Here is a 20798-nt window from a genome sequence, read left to right as displayed (position 1 = left end):
CAAGTCTGCCAGGTGCGGGCCGCACAACCCGCAGCGGCCGAACCGGTAGTTTGTTCGCGTCGAGACTTACCGCTACGGAGGCGACATGACCCAGCGACTCGAACCCGGCGACGCCGCCCCAGGCTTCACCCTGACCAGCGCCGACGGCGACGAGGTGTCGCTTGACTCGCTCCACGGCAAGCGCGTCATCCTGTACTTCTACCCAGCGGCGATGACTCCAGGCTGCACCAAGCAGGCCTGCGACTTCCGCGACAACCTCAGCTCCCTCGCCGACCACGGCTTCACCGTCCTCGGCATCTCCAAGGACAAGCCGGCCAAACTCCGCCAGTTCGTCGAGCGCGACGCCCTGACCTTCCCCTTGCTCTCCGACGAGAGCCTCGACGTGCACAAGGCGTACGACGCCTACGGCGAGAAGCAGAACTACGGCAAGACCATCATGGGCGTGATCAGGTCGACGTTCGTCATCGACGCCGACGGGAAGATCGAAAAGGCGCTCTACAACGTGAAAGCCACCGGGCATGTAGCCCGACTGCTGAAGGAACTCGGGGTTTCCTGATGCCCCCGGGCGGGAGGTAGGATCACTTCCGCCCATCGGGGTTGTAGCCCAATTGGCAGAGGCACATGACTTAGGATCATGCCAGCGCGGGTTCGAGTCCCGCCAACCCCACTGGCGAATGAATGGCTCGTGGTTGTTGCCCCTTCGGGGCACCTGCCACGGGCCATTCGCCATTTCCGCAGACGGGGGGACGACCCCCCGAACCCCCCGATGCGAAGGGGCATTCGCCCCCTCGCGCTCCCCCTGGCCGCTGACGCGTCCCGACGTCACTAACGCTCCGGGTCGCTCTCGCTCCCTGCGAAGGGCTCCGCCCCTCGCGCTCCCCGGCAAGGCCTCGCTTCGCTCGGACCGCTCTCGCTTCGCTCGTCAAAGCCTTTCTTCCGTTACGGCTTCGCCTGGCCGGCCATCCGGCCTTCCTTTGGCCACCCGATCACTAAAGTCCGCACGGTCCTGCCGACACGCTCGGCAAGCTTGGCGATCGAGTATTCGCGGCCAGAATGAAGAAGAACAAGGTGACCACGGCTCAGCGTTCGCAGACGATGCCGTCGCCATCGCGGTCCTGGTACCACGCGTATTCGGGGTCGCTGCCCTTGTAGTAAGGGCCGTACCCGGCCGCGTTGGCCTTGGCGCACGTGTCGAACCGCGGGTCATTGCCACTCCCGCCACCCGTAGGCGTCGGCGAGGGTGACGGACTGGTGGTCGGCGTGCTGCCGCCACCCCCGCCAGTGGACGTGGGCGACGGCTTGGGCGACGGCTTGGGGGTCGGCTTGGGAGTGGGGGTGGCGCTGTCGCACTTGCCGGACCAGATACGCAGCCGCTCGGATTTGGCCTTGGCCTGGTCGGCGCGCATCACCTTGATGTACTTGTCGTTGGGACTGTCCAGCACCGTACGGGCGTATCCGCCCCGCACCAGGCTCCGGTTGACGAATGTCCCCGCCGCGTTCCACACATAGAACAGATAGCGGCCCTGGGGATCCTTGGGCTCCTTGTCGCGCAGCACGTAGGCGCCCTTGCCGACGGCCAGCAGAGCCGCCGTCCGACTGGCCGCCGCCTTGGACCAGCACGCAGGACGGGCGGGAGCGTCGATCTCCAGCAGGCGAACCCGCAGCGTCCGGCCCTTGTAAGTGACGTCGACGGTGTCACCGTCGACGATTTTCTTGATCTTCACGGTGACGGCGGTCTTGGGAACCGGCTTCGGCCGCGCGGCAGCCGGCGTGGCGGTGGCTAATGGAGCGAGAAGGGCGGCACAGGCAAGCACAGCCATGGAGCGGGACAGTTGGCGCATGGTGGTGCTCCAGAGGTAGAAGATACGCGGCTCTCCATGGACGGCCGGATACCTGTCGCGGATGACACGAAATGCGGTTGGAGGCCAGCTACGGGTGACGGCCAAACAGCCGTCACACCTTTTCTGAGGCACGCACGCGGATAAGGAAATCCCGCCTGAGCATCAAACGGATGGAGTTCGCGAGTCCTTTTCGGCGACCGTCCGTCTCGACCGCGAGCAGCCATGGCCTGTTGCCGCCTCGTATCAGTAAGTCGGTCACCCATCCCTCCATATCCGTGAGGGTGCCCTCCCTACGACCTCGTGATCGGGACGGCTGATCGCTAAGATCCGCCAGCATGACCTTGATCCTTAATATCGCGATGGCTGTCTCGTTAATGGCGTCGGTGCCGACCGGTCCGGGGGCGCTCACCAAGAATCCGGTCTACAAAGCCGGCGCACTGCCTGCGGTCACCTGCACCGAAGAGGCGTACTTCTCCGACTTCGACAACACGCGACGGCAGGCCGAGAACGTCATGACCTGCTTGGAACAAGCCTGGCGGCCATTACTCGCCAAGGCGAAGATCCCCTTCAAGCGCGCCAAACTCGTCGTCAAGGACGGCGACCGTGTGAAGGCGTGCGGAGTTTCCGGCATAACGTACGAGACGACTAGCGTGTATTGCCCAAAGAGCAAGACGATCTACGTCTGGTCCCCGGTGAGGTCGCGGAAAGACGAACTCGACCGGCCGACTCTCCTGCTGAGTGTGGCGCGTGGCTACGCCTACCACATCCAGCAACTCACCGGCATACGTCCCGCCGCGCAGAGAGCATTCGACAAAGCATCGAAGCGCGGTAAGAAGGACGTGAGCCTCCGGCTGGAGATGCAGACCACATGCTTCACGGCCGCCTTCCTCGGCAGCGTCTGGGATTCCCTCGGGCACACGGCCACAGACCACGACCCGAAATATGTGCGGTACGTGCTGGTCAACATGCATCATGCGCTGGGCTTCAACAACGGCAACCACGACAACGCCGAATACTGGGCAAAACGAGGGTTCACCACTCGTTCCCCCGGATCGTGCAAGACTTTTTCGGCCCCGGCGAAGCGGGTCAGCTAGCCGCTGATCGCGACAGTCGAAGTCGATCAAGCGCCAATCTCAAGGCATAACGCTCAGCGTTTGTCGATTCCGAGAAAGAATCTACCTCGGCCGAGTTCGCCGACAGGAAAGATTGACTTTCCCAGCACTCAGAAAAACGTCACGGAAGAACCCCGCCCCAGCCCAATTCGTTCGAAGGTGCCGTAAGGCGCCATCGCCGATGACAGCACCGCATCGATCCGTGTCCGACCGCCGGACCCGTCCCCGCCGTGACCATGGCCGGCCAGGCGGGTGCGGGAGAGCCGGTCAGAAGTAACGGGAGCTGAGGTCGGTGGTGGGCCAGGTGGTGACCTTGCCGATCTCGGCGTTGATCAGCGGGCTCAGCACATCGAAGTCGAGGCTGCCGGTCTCCTCCCGGCGGTTGAACAGCGCGGCGTAGGTGAAGCCGTTCTGCAGCCGGGCCAGATAGGTGTAGGTACCGGGCAGCGAGCCGTCGTGCCAGGTGTTGAGGTGCCCGGTCACCTGGCGCACCCACAAGCCCCCGCCGTACCAGGAACCGCTCGAGGTGAGGCCGATCTCCGGCTTGGCGACGATCTTGCCGATGGAAGTCGCGTTGAGCACCGGACCGGGAGCGTCGAAGACTTTCGCGAACCTGACCAGGTCCACCGCGGAGGCCAGCCAGCCGCCGCCGGAGGCGCGGTTGGGCATGTTGAAGCCGCCGTAGGAGGCGGGTACCACGGCGCCCTGAGGATCCGCGACGGTCTTGGCGGTGAAACGCGACTCGTAGAACACCTCGCCGGGCGCGGCCTCGGCGCGGAGCGTACGGCCGAGCCGTAGCCGGGTGATGCCGACGGGCGCCAGCAGCTTCTGCTTGACGTAGGACTCGTAGCTCTGGCCGGAGACCTTCTCAACGATCAGGCCGAGCAGCATGTAGCCGTAGTTGCTGTAGGCGTAGCGGCTGCCGGGGGCGAAGTCGAGCGGGCGGCTGCTCGCATACTTGACGATGTCGCCCCGGGTGATCGGCAGCGGTACGCCGAGCGCATCGGCGATCACGTGGTCCAGATACAGATAGTCCTTCGAGATGGCGCTGTCCCAGCCGCCGGTGTGCTGCAGCAGCCGCCACACCGTCACATCGGCCAGCCGGGGATCCGCCGCGGTGGACAGGCCGAGCAGGCGGGCCACCGAGGCGCCCAGGGTGAGCTTGCCGTCCTGGACCAGGCGCACGATGGCGGCGGCGGTGATGTGCTTGCTCAGGCTCGCGATCCGGAAAAGCGAGGTGGGCGACACCGCGGGGACGGCCCGGCCGTCGCTGGAGTATCGGTAACCACGCGCCAGGACGAGCTTGCCGTTCTTGACGATGGCGAGCTGGGCACAGGAGATGTCGCGCTCGGTGATGTAGGTCTTCAGGACCCGATCGAACCCTGCGAGCGCGGTGGGCGCGACCCCGGAAACCACCACCGCCGGGGCGCTGGCGGCCCACAGGGGCAGGGCACCGGACACGGCCACGGGTAACGCCGCGGTACTCGCCTGAAGAAAGCTTCGCCTGCTGAGTAGCGTCACATGGGCTCCCGAAATCGGCGGTTCAACAAGGCTCTGGATATCGGTAGCGGATCTTAGGATGCTTTTTCGGCCTTCGCCAACCAGGATTTTTCGGAGCGCCGTATTCGGTGGCCCTAACGTCTTCCCGGGAAGCCCTGCCGCTCCGGGAAGTCAGGTGACGATCCCATGGTGGTGTCCCGCCATGTCGTTCCACTCCGCTGCCGACGCGGGCGCGGCAGAAGGGCCATCCCCCGCCGGAGGCGAAACAGTTTCTGGGTCTCCTGTGGCCGGCAAGGCAGTAGGTCCGCTGAGAGCCTCGCCCTCCCCGGATCGGGCGCGGGAAGGCTTCAACCACAACCTCTCGCCCTCATCGGGTGCGACCTCAAGGCGGAGACACTTTGGCAAGTTGAGGCAGGCCCGTGACGCAACCCGACCCTGACCTTCATACTCTCCCTCACCAAAAGGGGTACTAAGGGATGAAGGGGTATTACGGGAGACGGACGGCCAAAAACCGATAAGGCCGTCAGAAAAGGTCAGAGTGGGGGATTCATATGACGGAGACCCATGCGCCATCGGCCCAGGGCGTGCCAGTCCCGCGAGAGCGAGCCCCTGACCACGGCCGCACCACCATCGCGGGGGATGTCGTCGCGAAGATCGCGGGCGTGGCCGCCCGGGAGATCTCCGGGGTCCACGACTTCGGCACCGGCCCGGCCCGCGCGTTCGGCGCGTTCAAGGGCAGACTCGGCGCCGAGGAGGGCGTCACCCGCGGCATCGCCGTCGAGGTCGGCGAGCGCCAGGCAGCCGTGGACATCGATCTGGTCGTCGACTACGGCGTGGCCATTCCGGGCCTCGCGGCAGCGGTCCGGGACAACGTGATCACAGCCGTCGGGCAGATGTGCGGGCTAGAGGTGACCGAGGTGAACGTCGCGGTGGATGACGTCTACCTGCCGAGTCAGGACGAGTCCTCGGGCACCAGGGAAGGTGCGCGGGTCCAATGACCAAGGGCAGGGGCCGTAAGGCCCCCCGGTTCGATCCGGCGGCTCCGCCGAACCCGGGGGCCCCGCGGCCCCGGACCGCTTCGGACGCAAGGCGGATCGCCGAGATGGTGGCCTCGTGTCCCGGCGTCGCCGCGCTCACAGCGGGTCCGTTCGGGACGGTTGCCACGTACCTTCCCGGCGAATCCGTGCCGGGGGTGCGCCTGCACGACGAGGTGGTCGAGATTCATGTGGCCGTCCGGTACGGCAGGCCGATACCCGAGATCGTGGCCGGGGTCCACGAAGCGGTAGGCCCGCTGTCCGGCGACAGGCGTGTGGACGTGATGGTCGACGACGTCACCGAAACCGAAGAAGCCAGGAAGGTAGGTTCATCATGAACCAGTTCCCAGTTTGGTCCATCGTCGGACTCGCGTTCGGCACGATCGTCGGAATCGTGGGCGCCTTCGGCGGCCTCAACGCCTTCCTCATCGTGCTCGTCCTCGGGGTTGTCGGCTTCTTCGTCGGGCTCGTCCTCGAAGGCGGCGTCGAGATCCCCAGGCTTCGGGCAAGGCGGCAGTGACCGCCACGGCCGGGCACGGTGCCACCGCGGTCTCGGAGCGCACGTTCGTGAAGATCGTCACAGAGGTGGCCGCCGACGACGACCGGGTCGCGGAAAGGCCACAAGTGGCGGCGTCCATCAGCGGAGCCATCGCCACCGTGCGGCTGGGCATCGCCGTCCGCTACCCGGCACCCGTGCGTCAGGTCGCGGCGGAGGCGCGCGAGCGGCTCATGAGCCGGGTGCGCGACCTGACCGGCATCACCGTTGAGAACGTCGACGTCGACATCGTCCGGCTCGTGTGAGAACCGAGGAGCGGCTATGACGACTCTCCACGCGGGAGCTGGATCCCCCGAACCCCGTCAGATCACCGGCGAGACCCCTGAACCGCCTTCCCGCGCGTCCGCGCGCGGGAAGGGCGCGGCGCGCTTCCTGCGCCCCAAGCGGAAGGTGCCCGCGGCGATCGCCGCGCTCGTCCTGTTCGCCACCGGGCTGCTGATCGCGATGGAAACGATCTCGGCGCTGTTCGGCCACCCGGGACGGATCGTGCCGTACGACAGGGTGGCGGACTGGGCCCGCGCCACGACCTGGCAGGACAACGCGGTCATGGCAGGTGCCGGGGCCATAGGGATCGTGGGAATCTTGCTGATCCTGATCGGGACAGTCCCCGGGCGACCCCGGCTGGTGGCGCTGCGCAGCCACGACCCCAACATGATCATCAGCACACCACGGCGCATGCTGGCCCGGGTGCTCGGCGCGGTCGCGGCTCAGGTGGACGGTGTGCGCCAGGCGCGGGCGCAGGTACGCGGGCGGCGGGTGACCGTACACGCGGGCACCGACCTGCGCGACACGGCCGCACTGCGCGAGCGCGTACGGGACGCCGTGGAGGATGAGCTGGCCAAGCTCGCGCCGGTCGGCCGCTACACGGTCAAGACCAGGGTGAGAGGTGCACGATGAAACGAGGTAGGGCCTTCGGCCGGGGCATCGCATGGGGCAACCGAACCGGCCTGGTGCTGCTCGGCCTGATCCTTCTCGCGGCGGGCGCCGCCGCCTTGGCGCGCGGCCTGGGCGTCTTCGGTGCGAACGCGGCCCAGGCGCCCCTGCTGCCCAATCCCGTCTCCACCTTCGCCGACTCCATCTCCTGGTTCTGGCCGGCCGTCGCCGCCGGGGCCGTCGTGGTGGGCGTCATTGGGCTGAGCTGGCTGCTCGCTCAGTTCCGGCTCAACCGGCTGGGTCGCATGCGCCTGGAGTCCGGCCCGTCCGGCGTCACCGAGATCGGCGGCAGGCAGGCCGGCGAAACCCTGGCCGGTCAGGTGAGCGCCTACCAGGGCGTGCGGCGCGCGCGGGCCTCGCTGCGCGGGAAGCCGGACGCGCCCGCCCTTGACCTGCGGGTGACCTCACAAGATCCGGCGCATCCGGACGCCCTGATCACCCGGTTGCACGACGAGGCGCTCCCCGACCTGCGGACCGCGTTGGGCCTGGAACGCCTGCCCGTCCTGATACGGCTCCGCTTCGACCCGGGCGGGCGGACCCGCGAGGTCCACTGAAACGGCTTATCTCCGAAACCCCTTCTGACCTGCTATCACGTTGTGGGGCTACGGGGATTCGAACCTCCAGATCCCTTCCGTGCCGTCGACGTCCGTAAGTCGATCTGAGCCATCCCGTGCCAACGGCTGTTCGTCAGGTGGAGGGGAAGAGGCCCGTCGGCTTGAGGGTCGAGGGGGTGACCTTCAGGGTGAGACTGCCGGAGAACTGCTGGTGCGTGGCACTTCCGGTCGCCGTCCACTGGATGGTCAGTTCTGTGCCCACCGGGGTGGTGATCGCCAGAGGAATCGACGGCAGCGGCGCCGACTCTCCGGCCCTCAGATCGATGCCGCTCACCTCGACGGCGTTCTCCGCCACGACGGCGTAGTCGTAAGCAGGTTCCTCTTCGGAGAAGGATTCCGCGAAGCGGCGGATCAGGTTCAGTTCCTCTCCCATGACCTTGTGCATGGAGAAGTCGCGTACCGAGGTCATGCCGCCGGCGATCGGGCGCGGCGGGAGGCCGGGTGGGGGTGTGCGGGCCACGCCGGGTGGGATCAGCAGGACGCCCTGGGGAAAGGTGAAGCGGACGACCAGGCTCAGGAAGGACACCTCGCCAGGGTTCACGAGGGTCGTCGTGAAGGAACAGGCGGGCCATTTCGCGGTCATCGACAGCACGCGGGCGATGAGCGCCTCGCGGGCCTCGTCGAGGTAGGTGGTCACGTCTCGCTGGAAGGCCGCCGGATCCGGGGGTGCCGATGTCCTCTTGAACGCCTCGGGCACTTTCTGGAAGCGGCTGACGGCCACGCCCATCGCCTCGGCGGCCCATCGGCCGAGGGCCACCGGGTCTGTTCTGCCGGTGGCGTTGTCGGGGAGCCGGTTGACGAGGCGCGACACCTCGGCGATCAGGCCGAAGCCGGTCTCCGCTATCCGTGCGATGTCGTCCAGGGCGGGTTCGGCGGGGGGATCGCGCATCTCCTGTTCCTGGCGGGCCAGCCAGGCGTCTATCTCGTCGAGATGGTTGGGCGCGGCTTCGATGGTGTCGGTCTCCGAGGTCGCGCGCAGAGATCCGAAATCACCACGTGATCGCTGCCACGCGGCCACCCATCGGGTCCGCTCCTCGCCGGTGACACGGCAGGCGGTCAGGAACGCGTCCAGCGTCTGATCGCTCGGGTTTCCCTTGGTGAAGAGGTCACCCACGGTGCTTTTCGGCAAACCTGTCGCTTTTCCCAGTTGCGCATATGAACGGCCACGGCTCAGCGCTTTCAACGCCGCCCCGAATTCCTGCGGCGTGCTGACATCTTCGGGTCGGATAAATCCTAGATCATCTGTCATTGGATTCCTTTACGCGTGGTCCCCCCAAACGCTACAACGACATATCCGGAACCACTGGCGAATTCGATTCCACGTGGAACCGTCCGGCATCCTCCGGATTCGTTGCCGGACGGCTGCGTCACCCTCTGAACTGGGCCTCAGCGCCCCGGACGACCTGGGGCTGGAACCGTCAGGGAGAGCAAGATGCAGTGGGTGAAGCTCCTCAGAGGGCCCGTCGTCGACCGGCGCCGGGTGTTCGTGGTCCACGGGCGGGACGGGGTCGTCCGGGACCGCATGTTCGACTTCCTGCGGGCCCTCGATCTCAAGCCGATGGAGTGGGAGTCGTGCGTGATGACCACGGACAATGTGACGCCGTTCCTCGGTGAGGTGCCGCCGTCCGCGCTGGCCGAGGCGCAGGCGGTGGTCGTTCTGCTCACGCCCGACGACGTCGTTCACCTGCATCCCCGGCTGCACGTGAAGCGGGAGGTCGCCTACGAGATGGAGGAGACCTGTCAGCCTCGGCCGAACGTCCTGATCGAGCTCGGCATGGCGCTCGCGGTCAGTCCGAGGCGGACGATCCTGGTGGAGATGGGTGATCTGCGGCCGATCAGCGATATCGGGGGGCGCAATGTCATTCACCTCGACGGGTCGCCGGCGACCATGGGAAAGCTCGTCGAGCGGCTCAAGTCGGCCGGGTGCGCGGTGGACGATCGCGGCGGTGACTGGCGTGATCCGCAGCGTTTCGCGCGGCTCGACGCGTACGACCGGCGTCCCGCCAAACGACCTTGAGAAGGCCGTCATAAAGCGGCATTTACGGCTTTGTTTCGCATTTAGCCGATTCTCTGGAATTGGCGGCATTTCCGGGTGCGTCAGGAGGAAGATTGGCCCATGAGACCCTTAGCCCGGTTCACGGTGGCAGCTCTCGCACTCGCCGCCGCCGTCATGGTTCCCTCGCCCGTGCTGGCCGCCGATCCGCTTCTGCGCGACCATCCCCTCCCGGAGCTCCGGGCCAAAGCCGATCTGCTGGATCTGGCCGCGCCCGAGCAGAATCAGGTCTGGATCGTCGGCTACCAGGCGCTCAAGGCGGGCTATCCCGGCAACCCCGTCGTCCACCGCTGGAACGGGCGGCGGTGGGCCGGGTTCACGATCCCGAACTTCTCCAGCCGGGGCGTGCTCGGCAGTGTGAGCGCCACCGCCTCGGGTGAGGTGTGGATCGGCGGGACCAGGAACGGGTCGGCCTACATCGCGCAGCTCGCCAACGGCGGGTTCGTCGAGGTTCCGGCGCCGCCGGGGCTGACCGCGGCGGCGCCCGAGGCGACCTCGTCGGGGCTGTGGGTGGCTTCGAACATTCGCACGCAGCCCGGCGCCAGCGTCATCTGGCGGCGGGCAGGCACCGCGTGGGTCTCCTACCCGATGCCGATGCAGAAGGTGCTGGCCGTCAAGGGCGCGGGGGCCGAGGCCTGGGCGGTGGGCGGCGCGCCCAGTGAAGACGACTCCGTGCCCGGGGTCGCCCACTTCGACGGGACCGCCTGGGAGGGCGTCGACTACCCGCCGCCGTTCAGCGAGGGGTCCATTCTGGAGGACGTGCTGCCGCGTACACCCGATGACATCTGGGTCGTGGGGACCAACTACACGCGCGGCGAGCCTCGGCCGACGGAGCCGCTGCTGAGCCGCTATGACGGCGACTCGTGGACCGATGTGCCGCTGCCGCCGGAGATCATCGGACTGCACTCCATCACGCGGGATCCGGCCGGGAAGGTCTGGATCTCGGCGCTGGCCCTGTCTCCCGCGGAGGGGGCACAGCAGCGGCCGGTGGTCATCGGGACGTCGCCCGATTCCCTCTCCTGGACGGTCCTCGAGGTGCCCGGCGTCGGCGAGTTCGGCGTTCACCACGAAGGCCGCGACAACCTCGGCGTCGAGCTGTCCACCTCACGTCTGTGGCTGCTGACCGACACCTATCCCGGCGGCCCCGTGCTGTCCACGGCGTCGCTGCTGCCGTAGAGCTCCTACCGGGGGAACTCGCAGCGGAAGCCCGTGTCGGTACGTTCGCAGCCCCTCGGCATGCCGGGAATCTGCTCGTCGACGACCACCCGGAACCGGTCGGGCCGGTCGTCGCGCCACGTGTGCGCCACCGTTCCCACCAGGAGGCCGCCGAGGATCGCGCCCACCAACCCCGCCGCCAGCAGTGGCAGGAAACGGACGGAACGCTTCGGCCTGCGAGGTTCCGGGGCGGTCACGCTCCAGCCCGGCGCGTTCCAACCGGGGCCGCCGGGCGCGTAGGCGTAGGTCTTCGTCGGGTCCTGGGGACCGGACGGGCCGCGGAACCGCAGACGCGGGGGCGGCGGGGAGCTGAAGGAGCCGGTCGGTGAGTCGGACGGGCCGCGTGGCGTCATGTTCGTGTCATCAGTGCCACGCGGCCCGGTTCCGTGATCCGTCATTGCGAATCTGTCTCCCTTTACACCCCAAGGATGCGCTCCCGGGATTAACTATGCCCGCCTCCGCGTAAGAGGCGTGTAAGCACCACCCAGTCTGCGACCTGGGTCGTAGTACCGAATCCGCCGCTAGGTGGACCGTGCCGGGAACTGCGCATACGTACTCTTGAGGCGTGCTCGGCAAGCTTCGCGCGTTTCGGCGGCGGCATCCGGCGTGGATCGACACGCTCGCGGTGTCGCCCCTCGTGCTGTACTCACTGCTGAGCGCCTCCTACATCGCCGAAGGGCTGGCCGTCACGGGCGGCCCGGCCATCGGGGCCATGGGGGTGTTCTGGCTCTCCGCGCTGCTGGTCGTGCCGTTGTTCTGGCGGCGGCGCTTTCCGCTGCAGGTCATGGCGGTCGTCTCGGGGGTCAGCTTCTTCCAGTGGCTCGGGGGTGTCGCGCCGATCCCGGCCAACATGTCGGTGCTGGTGGCGATGTTCGCCGTCGTCGCGTCGTGCCGGCTGGCGTGGGCCGTCGCCGCCGGGGTCATCGCCGAGGTCGGGATCGCCATGTCGCTGCGCGACCTGGGGGACTTCCACGTCGAGTCGTTCCTGGCCGGGTCGGTGTTCGTGCTCGCCGTGTGGATCGGCGGGATCTACGTCAACATGCGGCGGCGGTTCGTGGCGAGCCTGGTCGAACGCGCCGAACGGGCCGAACGCGAACGCGACCAGCAGGCGCTCATCGCGACCGCCGCCGAGCGGGCCCGGATCGCGCGCGAGCTGCACGACGTCGTCGCGCACAACGTCAGCGTCATCATCGTCCAGGCCGACGGCGCGGGGTTCGCCATCGACACCGATCCCGACCAGGCCAAACGGGCGGTCGAGGCGATCTCGGCGACCGGGCGGCAGGCGCTCGCCGAGATGCGGCGGCTGGTCGGGGTGCTGCGTGACGAGGGGGCCGAGTCGGAGGAGTACGCGCCGCAGCCGGGCCTCCAGCAGCTTGATGATCTTGTACGTCAGGTGCGCGCATCCGGACTCCCCGTCGACGCCCGGGTCGACGGCACGCCCGACCATCTCGCCGAAGGGCTCCAGCTGGTGATCTACCGGATCGTCCAGGAGGCCCTGACCAACACCCTCAAACACGGCGGGCCGGGTGTCACCGCCTCGGTCCAGGTCGTCTACGGAACCCACGACGTGCTGCTGCGGATCACCGACGACGGCCGGGGCGCCGCCTCCGCGACCGGCGAGGGCGGCCACGGCCTCATCGGCATGCGCGAACGGGTGTCCATGTACGGCGGCGACGTCCACGCGGCGCCCAAGTCCGGTGGCGGGTTCCTCGTGGTGGCGCGCATCCCCGCAGGGATCGCGCGATGATCCGGGTCTCGGCCCGCAACGAAAGTCTCGGTGGTGTGCAGTGATCCGCGTTCTGCTGGTCGACGATCAGGAGCTCGTCCGGGCGGGGTTCCGGATGGTGCTCGGGGCGCAGCCCGACATCGAGGTCGCGGGGCAGGCGGCCGACGGGGCGGCGGCCGTCGAGCTCGTCAAGGGCGGGCTCATCGCCGACGTGGTGTTGATGGACGTCCGGATGCCGCGCATGGACGGCGTCGAGGCCACCCGGCTCATCACCTCGCTGCCCAACCCGCCCAAGGTGCTCATCCTCACCACGTTCGACCTCGACGAATACGCCTTCGCCGCGATCCGGTCGGGCGCCTCCGGGTTCCTGCTGAAAGACGTGCCGCCCGCCGATCTGCTCAGCGCGATCCGGTCGGTGCACGACGGCGACGCCGTGGTGGCGCCGTCGACCACGCGGCGGCTGCTCGATCTCGTCTCCGCCTACCTGCCCGAGGCGACCGGGCCGTCCGTGCCCGACACGCTCACCGCGCGGGAGCGTGAGGTGCTCGTCCACGTCGGGCGGGGACTGTCCAACTCCGAGATCGCCACCCGGCTCACGCTCGCCGAGGCGACGGTGAAGACGCACCTCGGGCGGATCCTGGCCAAGCTGGAGCTGCGTGACCGGGCGCAGGTGGTGGTCTACGCGTACGAGTCCGGGGTCGTTGGCCGAAAGTCTGACCCCCGGATACCTCCCCGGTAGGACCGGAGGTCACGGGGGCGACCGGAGGGGCAGGCCGAGGCCGTCCCGGCGGGCGAGGGAAAGTCATGATCAGGTAAATAGCGTTGTGGACCATGACGATGACCACCGACCTCCGCGCCGCCGTCGTGGCGCGTGGGCTCAGCAAGATCTATGGCCAGGGCGACGCCGCCGTGCAGGCGCTGCGCGACATCGACGTGAGTTTCGCCACAGGGGCGTTCACAGCGATCATGGGGCCGTCGGGGTCGGGCAAGTCCACCCTGATGCACTGCCTGGCCGGGCTCGACACGGTCAGCTCGGGCCATGTGCACATCGGCGACGCCGACATCACGACGCTGTCGGACAAGCAGCTCACGCTGCTGCGCCGCGAGCGCATCGGGTTCGTGTTCCAGGCGTTCAACCTGCTGCCGACCCTGACCGCCGAGCAGAACATCCGGCTCCCGCTGGAGATCGCCGGGCGGCAGGCCGACCAGGTGCTGATGGACCGCGTGGTGGAGACCGTGGGGCTGCGCGACCGGCTGTCCCACAAGCCGAGCCAGCTCTCCGGCGGCCAGCAGCAGCGCGTGGCGGTGGCCCGCGCCCTCATCAGCAAGCCCCAGGTGATCTTCGCGGACGAGCCGACCGGCAACCTCGACTCGCGCAGCGGCGCGGAGGTCCTCGCCTTCCTCCGCAGGTCGGTGCGCGAACTCGGCCAGACCATCGTGATGGTCACCCACGACCCGCAGGCCGCCTCCTACGCCGACCGCGTGGTGTTCCTCCGCGACGGGCTGCTGGTCAGCGAACTGGCCGGGCCGACCCCCCAGAGCGTCCACGACATGCTCCTGAAGCTGGAGGCCTGAGCCGTGCTGCGCACCACGCTGGCCGGGCTGGTGGCACACCGGCTGCGGCTGCTGCTCACCTCGCTGGCCATCACCCTCGGCGTCGGGTTCATCGCGGGCACGTTCGTGCTGACCGACACCATCGAGCAGGGCTTCCGCCAGCTCTTCACCGCCGACGCGGCCAAGGTCGCCGTCGCGGTCACCCCGAAAGAGGAGGAGATCCCTGGCGACGTACTGAAGAAGATCCAGGCTCTTCCCGGGGTCGCCGACGCGCAGGGGCTCGTGCGGGGCACCGCGCCGCTGCTCGACAAGTCGGGACGGGCCGCCGGGAGCACCGCGACCAGCGGCATCTCCATCGTGTCCGGCCCTCTGGACCGGACGAACTACGTCAGCGGCAAGGGTCCCGCCGGCGCGAGCGAGGCGGTGCTCGACGAGAACACCGCCACCACCCGGCAGTTCAAGGTCGGCGACACGATCACCGTTCTCGACGTCGCGGAGAAGAAGCGCCAGTTCACGCTGGTCGGCATCATCGACGTGGGCGTCGACCAGAACCTCGCCTTCACCGGCGCGGTCGGGTTCGACACCGCGACGGCGCTGGAGATGACCGGGGCCAAGGGCTACCACGAGGTCGACGTGGCCGCCGCACCCGGCGTCTCCCCCGAGACGCTCAAGAAGGCCACCTCGGTGGCGCTCGGGAAGTCGTACACGATCAGAACCGGCGACGAGCTGGCCCAGAAGCTGGCCCTCGACAGCAACGTGCAGCTCGACTACCTGATTCTCGTGCTGCTGCTGTTCGGCTTCGTGGCGATGTTCGTGGCGGCGCTGGTCATCTACAACACGTTCAACATCCTGGTCGCGCAGCGGACCAGGGAGATGGCGCTGCTGCGCTGCATCGGGGCCACGCGCGGGCAGGTGTTCCGGTCGATCCTGCTGGAGTCGGCGGTGGTCGGGCTGGTCTCCTCCGCGCTGGGGCTGGTCGCCGGGCTCGGGCTGGGGGCGGTGGCGCTCAACGTGCTGGGCTCGTTCGACACGCCGGTTCCGGCGGGCGCGAGCATCGCGCTGACGCCGCGGACGATCGTGCTCGGGCTGGTCGTCGGGCTGCTGGTCACCGTGGGCTCGGCGGTGCTGCCGGCCCGGGGGGCGACCCGGGTGGCGCCGATCGCGGCGCTGCGCAGCCAGGTCGAGGAGCAGTCGTTCCGGGCCGGGCTGACCCGGTCGATCGTCTCGGGGCTGCTGCTGGCCGGCGGTCTCGCGCTGACGGGTGTGGCGATCTGGGTGCTGGAAGGCGACGTCGGGCTGCTGTCCGCGATGGCCGGCGGCGCGGTGTTCTTCCTCGGCGTGATCGCGGTCGGCCCGATGCTGATGGGGCCGCTGGCCGCGTTCGCCGGATGGGTGCCGCGCAAGGTGTTCGGGGTTCCCGGCCGCCTGGCCGTGGACAACTCGCGCCGCAACCCGAAGCGGGCCGCCACCACGACGGTCGCGCTGACCATCGGCGTCACCCTGATGACCCTCATCTCGGTGATCACCACCAGCACCCGCGAGACGGTGGCCGGCAGCCTCGACGAGCAGTTCCCCGTCGACTTCATGGTCTCGGCCCAATACGGCCGCGAGGAGGGCATGCCCACCCTGTCGCCCGACGTGCCCGCGAAGCTGCGCGCGCTGCCCGAGGTCGGGCTGGTCGCCGAGATGCGGCAGATCGACAGCGCGAACGCCTTCGTCGCCAGCATGCCCGACGGCGAGGCGTTCCGGCCCGAGGTCCTCTCCGGCTCGCTCGCCGCGCTGACCGCCGGCACCGTCGCGCTGAGCGAGAACCAGGCCAAGGATCTGGGTGTACGAGTAGGCGACACCGTCCCCCTCACCACCACCGAGGCCGGCAAGGTCGAGCTGAAGGTGGTCGCCGTCCTCGCCGGCGGCAGCCTCGGCGAGACGATGCCCTACACGGTGAACGTGGCCGACTTCGAGAGGTACTACGGCCCCATCGGCCCGTCCCGCGTCTACGTCAAGACCAAGGACGGCACCGCCGTCGACGTCTCCCGGCGGGCCGTGGAGGCGGCTCTGGTCGCCTACCCGACCGCGCAGCTGACCAGCGCGGCCGAGGTGCGCGGCGAGTTCGACGAGGCCTTCGACATGATGTTCACGATCTTCGCCGGGCTGCTCGGGCTGGCGATCCTCATCTCACTGCTCGGCATCGCCAACACCCTGTCGCTGTCGGTGCACGAGCGCACCCGCGAGTCGGCGCTGCTGCGCGCCCTCGGCCTGACCCGGCCGCAGCTGCGCGCCATGCTCTCGATCGAGGCGCTGGTGCTCGGCCTGATCGGGGCGCTGATCGGCATCGTCATCGGCATCGCGTTCGGGTGGGCGGCGCTGCAGACGATCCCGAACGAGACCGTCTTCAGCGTGCCGATCCCGCAGGTGCTGCTCTATCTGGTGCTGTCGGCGCTGGCCGGGGTGCTCGCGGCGGTGCTGCCGGCCCGCCGCGCCGCCAACGCCTCGATCGTGGGATCACTCGCGAGCAGTTAGCGAGGCACGTGGTCGGGCCACTGCTCGGCCACGAACTCCGGCCCCAGCAGGGGGCGGACCGCCAGTTCGCCGGTCTGCCGGTCGATCACGATGCAGCCGCCCCCGACGGTCGACGGGAGGACCGTCGGGTCGGCTGGCTCGTCGTCTCTGACCCAGGCCACGAACCCGTCGTCGAAGGCGTAGATGGCGACGTCGAAGGCGTGCCCCCGCCCCCCGTTGAACCACTCCTCGGCCAGCGCGCGGGCGGTCTCCGGGCTCACACCCGTTGCCCCCCGCGGTCGAGGACCACGCAGAACACCCCCGTCACGTTCTCGTACGGCGGCTCGATCGCCATATGTCCCCGCTGTGCGTCGATCCACAGCACCTCCCCCAGTGAGTTCACCGCGTTCCACGCATGGCTGCCCCCGTGGGGCCAGCGCGTGATGAGCACGGTCGCGGCGCCGTGCCCGGCCGACCGCAACCGCCCGGCCACCACCCCATAGGCGCGGCGGCCCTGCCCGACGTACTCGAAACGATGGCCGAGCCACTGCTCGGCCCTGGCCACCCCGCCCGCCTCCCCCGAGAGGACGGGTTTGCCGACCCGGTCGTATTCCGGCTGCCGGGCCGCCGCCACGACGGGTTCGCCGTGCCACGACGACATGACCGACAGCGCGCAGTCGATGGCGTTGGTCGACCGGAACGGGTCGTCGGTCGGCCCCTCGGCGTTGATCAGCCGGATCCAGGTGCCGCGCGGATCGGGGAACCTGCCGTTCAACGCCTCGGCGAGGTCCCGCTGCGCCTCCGGATCGGGTCGCGCGAGCCCGCCCGGCACGCCGTAGGGCCGCGAGTCTTCCATCGGACGCGGTCGCGTCGCCCGGTCGAACCAGTCGTCACCGGTCGGCGGCAGCCTGGGCGGCCACGGGTCGAGCGACGGCGCGGGTGTCTCGGCGGCCTTCTCGTAGTCGCGCCACCGGCGCCCGTCACCGGTGACAACGGGGTTGTAGACGCCGGTCGGCAACCGCCACCGGGACTGACGATCGGCCATCGTCCCCTTCCCTTCGATGTGACCGATGGTAAGGGGACGACTCCGATGAGCGACCGGCTTTCCCGAATCCTGCCGATCAGGTGGTCTCCACGAGAACATGGTGATAGCCAGTCGCGCCGTTCGGCTCCGGCGGGGCGCCGTCGGCGGTCTGGGTGTAGCCGGTCTCGTCGGTGGCCCGGCACGACAGTGTGTGCATGCCGGTGGCGAGGTCGGCCTCGATCATCCACTGCCGCCAGGTGTCCAGGCCGGGCACCTCGGCCAGCTTCGCCTCCCGCCAGGGACCTTCGTCGACCTTGACCTCGACCTTCGCGATGCCCTTCGTCTGGGCCCAGGCGACCCCGGCGATGACGTTGCGGCCGGGCTGGGTCTTGTTGCGCGGGGTGTCGATGCGCGACTGGGTCTTGATGGGGCCCTCGGCGTCCCAGCCCCGGTCGGTCCAGTAGGCCCTCGCCTGGTCGAACCGGGTGACTTCGACGTCGACGACCCACTTGGTGGCGGAGACGTAGCCGTAGAGGCCCGGGACGACCTGGCGGACCGGGAAGCCGTGCGCGACCGGCAGCGGCTCGCCGTTCATGGCGAAGGCGAACAGCGCGTCGCGGCCGTCCATGACGACCTCGACCGGGGTGCCGGCGGTCCAGCCGTCGGCGCTGGTCGACAGCAGCATGTCGGCCCCGGCCTTGATCCCGGCCTCGCGCAGCACGGCGGCCATGGAGACGCCGAGCCAGCGGGCGTTGCCGACGTAGGGGCCGCCGACCGGGTTGGAGACGCAGGCGAGGGTGAGGTCGGCCTCGATGATGGGGCGTTTCAGCAGATCGGCGAAGGTGATCTCGACGGGCCGGTCGACCATGCCGTGGATCTTGAGAGTCCAGGTCTTGGGGTCGACGTTGGGGAGGGCGAGGGCGGTGTCGACCCGGTAGAAGTCGTGGTTGGGAGTGACGAACGGGGACAGGTTCGGGACCTTGAAGTCGACCCCGGCGGGCAGCGGCGCGAGCGGCGTGGCCGGTTTCGGCAGCTCGGCCGCGACCTGGGCCCGCTCGGCGGAGACGTTGTTGCGGTCCCCGATCCACACTCCCGCCGCGCCTGCGGCGACCGCGATCCCCGCGCCGGTGGCGACACCGGTGAATAGACGGCGGCGATCGATGGTGCGCAGCCGGGTTCCGGCCAGCATGACGGGCGGCTTCTCCAGCTGGGGGTGATCCCCCGGTTCGACACCCCCGGCGGCATCCTGCGCGGCTTGTTCTTCGGCGCGGTCGGAGGGTTCCCCGTTTGAGGAGTCGGCGCGGTCCGGATAGTCGGCGTCCTTGGGCTCAAGTCGCCGGAAGAGTCTGGTCAGCGTGGACGTCCCGGCCCAGGCGCCCACCAGCGCGGGCAGGATGTCGATCATGCCCGCGTCGGGTCGCGTGGCCGCCGCCCAGGCGCCGATGACGCCGAAGACCAGCAGGGCCAGCCGTCCGTAACCGACCCGGATCCGGGAGAGCAGCCCGAACCCGGCGGCCAGCAGCGCGATGACCACGAAGATGCCGCCGAGCAGGACGTTCTTGTCGTTCTCACCGAACGTCGCGATGGCCCAGTCTTTGAGCCAGCCCGGCGTCAGGTCGACGGCGGCGTTGCCGACCGCGACGACCGGTGAGGAGTCTCCGCCGATCACCCCCGCCGCCAGTTGCCCGATTCCAAGCGCGACGGCGGCGGCGGTCAGTCCGGCGAGTGCCGCGGCCCATGCGGGCACGGCGGTGCGAGGTATCACCCTCTGATCCTATGAACGCCCGGTTCTCACGGGAGCCCCAAGTTCTTACGAAGTGGAGAACACCTCGGCGAGAACCGGCACCATCCCCCGCATCGAGATCCCGCGATGGGAGATGGCGTCCTTCTCCGCAGCGGACATCTCGGCGGTCGTCCGCGTCTCGCCGTCGGCGACGAAGATGGGGTCGTAGCCGAACCCCATCGTGCCCCGGGGCGCCCGGATCACGTGGCCGTGCATGATGCCCTCGACGACGCGCTCCTCGCCCGACGGCAGGGCCAGCGCCGCCACGCAGGCGAAGTGGGCCTGGCGGCGGTCGTCGGGCACGTCGTTGATCTGGGCCAGCAGCAGATCGAGGTTGGCCTTGTCGTCGCCGTGGCCGCCCGACCAGCGGGCCGAGAAGATGCCCGGCATCCCGTTGAGGGCGTCGACGCAGAGCCCGGAGTCGTCGGCGATGCACGGCAGCCCGCTCTGCTGAGCCACGGTGTGGGCCTTGAGCAGCGCGTTCTCGGCGAAGGTGAGGCCGGTCTCGGCGACGTCGCCGATCTCGGGGAAGGTCTCCAGCCCGACGAGCTCGATCGGCAGCGCGGCCTCTTCGAGGATGCGGCGCAGCTCGACGATCTTGCCCTGGTTGCGGGTGGCGAGGAGGAGCTTGGTCATGACGCGAGGGCGGCCTTCTGGAGGTCGGTCAGCTCGATGCAACCGAGGGTGGCCAGGTCGAGCAGTTCGTTGAGCACGTCGCGGTCGAACGGCGCGCCCTCGGCGGTGCCCTGCACCTCGACGAAGGAGCCCTTGCCGGTCATCACGACGTTCATGTCGGTCTCGGCCTTGACGTCTTCGACGTAGCAGAGGTCGAGCAGCGGGGTGGTGCCGACGATGCCGACCGAGACGGCGGCGACCGAGTCGACCAGCGGGTCGCCGGGGCACATGCGCTTCTTGCGCATCCAGGCGACGGCGTCGGCCAGCGCGACGTAGGCGCCGGTGATGGCGGCGGTGCGGGTGCCGCCGTCGGCCTGCAGGACGTCGCAGTCGAGCACGATCGAGTTCTCGCCGAGCGCCTTGTAGTCGACGCAGGCCCGCAGGGACCGGCCGATCAGGCGGGAGATCTCATGGGTCCGGCCGCCGATCTTGCCGCGCACCGACTCGCGCTCACCGCGGGTGTTGGTGGCACGCGGGAGCATGGCGTATTCGGCGGTGACCCAGCCGAGACCGCTGCCCTTGCGCCAGCGCGGCACCCCCGACTCGACGGAGGCGGCGCACAGGACCTTCGTGCCGCCGAATTCGACCAGGACCGACCCTTCGGCGTGGTCGAGCCAGTTCCGTGTGATCGTCACCGGCCGGAGCTGGTCGGGCGTACGTCCATCAGTGCGAGCCATGG

Annotated in this window: 24 protein-coding genes and 1 tRNA gene; 15 read left to right on the top strand and 10 right to left on the bottom strand. The window is 68.9% G+C overall.

The window, feature by feature from the left end; genetic code table 11:
• Positions 1–85 precede the first annotated feature (85 nt).
• Together bcp and AW272_RS32765 are read left to right on the top strand one after the other, a co-directional pair.
• Positions 86–556 (top strand): thioredoxin-dependent thiol peroxidase, encoded by a 471-nt coding sequence (gene bcp, locus AW272_RS32770; protein WP_066373416.1) that lies wholly within the window; start codon positions 86–88, stop codon positions 554–556.
• A gap of 37 nt (positions 557–593) precedes the next feature.
• Positions 594–667: transfer RNA gene (locus AW272_RS32765), tRNA-Leu, on the top strand.
• Positions 668–1079: 412 nt separating this feature from the next.
• Here the strand turns inward: AW272_RS32765 and AW272_RS32760 are convergent.
• Complete coding sequence (locus AW272_RS32760; RefSeq protein WP_066373414.1) at positions 1080–1724, bottom strand: thermonuclease family protein; 645 nt, start codon at positions 1722–1724, stop codon at positions 1080–1082.
• A 229-nt stretch (positions 1725–1953) separates the two neighbouring features.
• A complete protein-coding gene (locus AW272_RS44580; protein WP_157518961.1) occupies positions 1954–2100 on the bottom strand; it encodes a hypothetical protein in 147 nt (48 codons plus the stop codon).
• A gap of 76 nt (positions 2101–2176) precedes the next feature.
• Here AW272_RS44580 and AW272_RS32755 point away from each other — a divergent pair, with 76 nt between their 5' ends.
• Entirely contained in the window at positions 2177–2935 is a 759-nt protein-coding gene (locus AW272_RS32755; RefSeq protein WP_083958955.1) for a neutral zinc metallopeptidase, read from the top strand.
• Between the two features lie 285 nt (positions 2936–3220).
• Here the strand turns inward: AW272_RS32755 and AW272_RS32750 are convergent, their stop codons facing one another.
• The gene (locus AW272_RS32750; protein ID WP_245657848.1) at positions 3221–4420 is read right to left on the bottom strand and encodes a serine hydrolase domain-containing protein; all 1200 of its coding nucleotides are present in this window, start codon (positions 4418–4420) and stop codon (positions 3221–3223) included.
• A 584-nt stretch (positions 4421–5004) separates the two neighbouring features.
• Here AW272_RS32750 and AW272_RS32745 point away from each other — a divergent pair.
• The 6 genes from AW272_RS32745 (at position 5005) to AW272_RS32720 (ending at position 7530) form a co-directional block, all read left to right on the top strand.
• The gene (locus AW272_RS32745) at positions 5005–5451 is read left to right on the top strand and encodes an Asp23/Gls24 family envelope stress response protein (protein WP_066373409.1); all 447 of its coding nucleotides are present in this window, start codon (positions 5005–5007) and stop codon (positions 5449–5451) included.
• A gap of 104 nt (positions 5452–5555) precedes the next feature.
• Positions 5556–5825 (top strand): Asp23/Gls24 family envelope stress response protein, encoded by a 270-nt coding sequence (locus AW272_RS32740; protein WP_083958977.1) that lies wholly within the window; start codon positions 5556–5558, stop codon positions 5823–5825.
• On the top strand, positions 5822–6007 hold the full coding sequence (locus AW272_RS32735; protein ID WP_066373404.1) for a hypothetical protein: 186 nt from the start codon (positions 5822–5824) through the stop codon (positions 6005–6007). Before AW272_RS32740 ends, AW272_RS32735 begins: the two co-directional genes overlap by 4 nt.
• A 47-nt stretch (positions 6008–6054) precedes the next feature.
• Positions 6055–6288 (top strand): Asp23/Gls24 family envelope stress response protein, encoded by a 234-nt coding sequence (locus tag AW272_RS32730; protein ID WP_157518959.1) that lies wholly within the window; start codon positions 6055–6057, stop codon positions 6286–6288.
• Between the two features lie 16 nt (positions 6289–6304).
• Positions 6305–6940, top strand: coding sequence for a DUF6286 domain-containing protein (locus AW272_RS32725; protein ID WP_066373401.1), 636 nt, complete (start codon positions 6305–6307; stop codon positions 6938–6940).
• On the top strand, positions 6937–7530 hold the full coding sequence (locus AW272_RS32720; RefSeq protein WP_066373399.1) for a hypothetical protein: 594 nt from the start codon (positions 6937–6939) through the stop codon (positions 7528–7530). The genes AW272_RS32725 and AW272_RS32720 overlap by 4 nt, the downstream gene beginning before the upstream one ends.
• Before the next feature lie 133 nt (positions 7531–7663).
• Here the strand turns inward: AW272_RS32720 and AW272_RS32715 are convergent, their stop codons facing one another.
• Entirely contained in the window at positions 7664–8704 is a 1041-nt protein-coding gene (locus AW272_RS32715; RefSeq protein ID WP_157518957.1) for a hypothetical protein, read from the bottom strand.
• 327 nt (positions 8705–9031) lie between these two features.
• Here AW272_RS32715 and AW272_RS32710 point away from each other — a divergent pair, with 327 nt between their 5' ends.
• Positions 9032–9607, top strand: a complete 576-nt coding sequence (locus AW272_RS32710) for a TIR domain-containing protein (RefSeq protein WP_218011149.1) — start codon at positions 9032–9034, stop codon at positions 9605–9607.
• 99 nt (positions 9608–9706) lie between these two features.
• Entirely contained in the window at positions 9707–10819 is a 1113-nt protein-coding gene (locus AW272_RS32705; protein ID WP_157518955.1) for a hypothetical protein, read from the top strand.
• 5 nt (positions 10820–10824) lie between these two features.
• On the opposite strand, the gene AW272_RS32700 is transcribed toward AW272_RS32705, so the two are convergent.
• Positions 10825–11256, bottom strand: a complete 432-nt coding sequence (locus AW272_RS32700) for a hypothetical protein (RefSeq protein WP_157518953.1) — start codon at positions 11254–11256, stop codon at positions 10825–10827.
• A 167-nt stretch (positions 11257–11423) separates the two neighbouring features.
• On the opposite strand from AW272_RS32700, the gene AW272_RS32695 reads away from it, so the two are divergent.
• The 4 genes from AW272_RS32695 to AW272_RS32680 all read left to right on the top strand — a co-directional run bounded on the left by AW272_RS32695 (position 11424) and on the right by AW272_RS32680 (position 16658).
• Positions 11424–12605, top strand: a complete 1182-nt coding sequence (locus AW272_RS32695) for a sensor histidine kinase (RefSeq protein ID WP_066373390.1) — start codon at positions 11424–11426, stop codon at positions 12603–12605.
• A 40-nt stretch (positions 12606–12645) separates the two neighbouring features.
• Positions 12646–13323 (top strand): response regulator transcription factor, encoded by a 678-nt coding sequence (locus AW272_RS32690; RefSeq protein ID WP_083958954.1) that lies wholly within the window; start codon positions 12646–12648, stop codon positions 13321–13323.
• Positions 13324–13415: 92 nt separating this feature from the next.
• Positions 13416–14159 carry an ABC transporter ATP-binding protein gene (locus AW272_RS32685; protein WP_066373388.1) on the top strand — a complete coding sequence of 248 codons (744 nt, stop codon included), beginning with the start codon at positions 13416–13418 and terminating at the stop codon, positions 14157–14159.
• 3 nt (positions 14160–14162) lie between these two features.
• Positions 14163–16658 carry an ABC transporter permease gene (locus tag AW272_RS32680; protein WP_066373386.1) on the top strand — a complete coding sequence of 832 codons (2496 nt, stop codon included), beginning with the start codon at positions 14163–14165 and terminating at the stop codon, positions 16656–16658.
• Here the strand turns inward: AW272_RS32680 and AW272_RS32675 are convergent.
• The 5 genes from AW272_RS32675 to rph all read right to left on the bottom strand — a co-directional run bounded on the left by AW272_RS32675 (position 16655) and on the right by rph (position 20796).
• Complete coding sequence (locus AW272_RS32675) at positions 16655–16918, bottom strand: SUKH-4 family immunity protein (RefSeq protein ID WP_066373384.1); 264 nt, start codon at positions 16916–16918, stop codon at positions 16655–16657. The genes AW272_RS32680 and AW272_RS32675 overlap by 4 nt on opposite strands.
• A complete protein-coding gene (locus AW272_RS32670) occupies positions 16915–17682 on the bottom strand; it encodes a toxin glutamine deamidase domain-containing protein (protein ID WP_066373382.1) in 768 nt (255 codons plus the stop codon). Before AW272_RS32670 ends, AW272_RS32675 begins: the two co-directional genes overlap by 4 nt.
• Positions 17683–17758: 76 nt before the next feature.
• Complete coding sequence (locus AW272_RS32665; protein WP_245657847.1) at positions 17759–19426, bottom strand: molybdopterin-dependent oxidoreductase; 1668 nt, start codon at positions 19424–19426, stop codon at positions 17759–17761.
• A gap of 45 nt (positions 19427–19471) precedes the next feature.
• A complete protein-coding gene (gene rdgB / locus AW272_RS32660) occupies positions 19472–20080 on the bottom strand; it encodes an RdgB/HAM1 family non-canonical purine NTP pyrophosphatase (protein WP_066373381.1) in 609 nt (202 codons plus the stop codon).
• Positions 20077–20796 (bottom strand): ribonuclease PH, encoded by a 720-nt coding sequence (gene rph / locus AW272_RS32655; protein WP_083958952.1) that lies wholly within the window; start codon positions 20794–20796, stop codon positions 20077–20079. Before rph ends, rdgB begins: the two co-directional genes overlap by 4 nt.
• Between the last annotated feature and the right edge of the window lie 2 nt (positions 20797–20798).

The organism is Herbidospora mongoliensis (assembly GCF_001570545.1).
Classification (GTDB): Bacteria; Actinomycetota; Actinomycetes; order Streptosporangiales; family Streptosporangiaceae; genus Herbidospora; species Herbidospora mongoliensis.
Note: the sequence above shows the minus strand (reverse complement) of the source record. Positions and strands in the feature narration are given on the sequence as shown.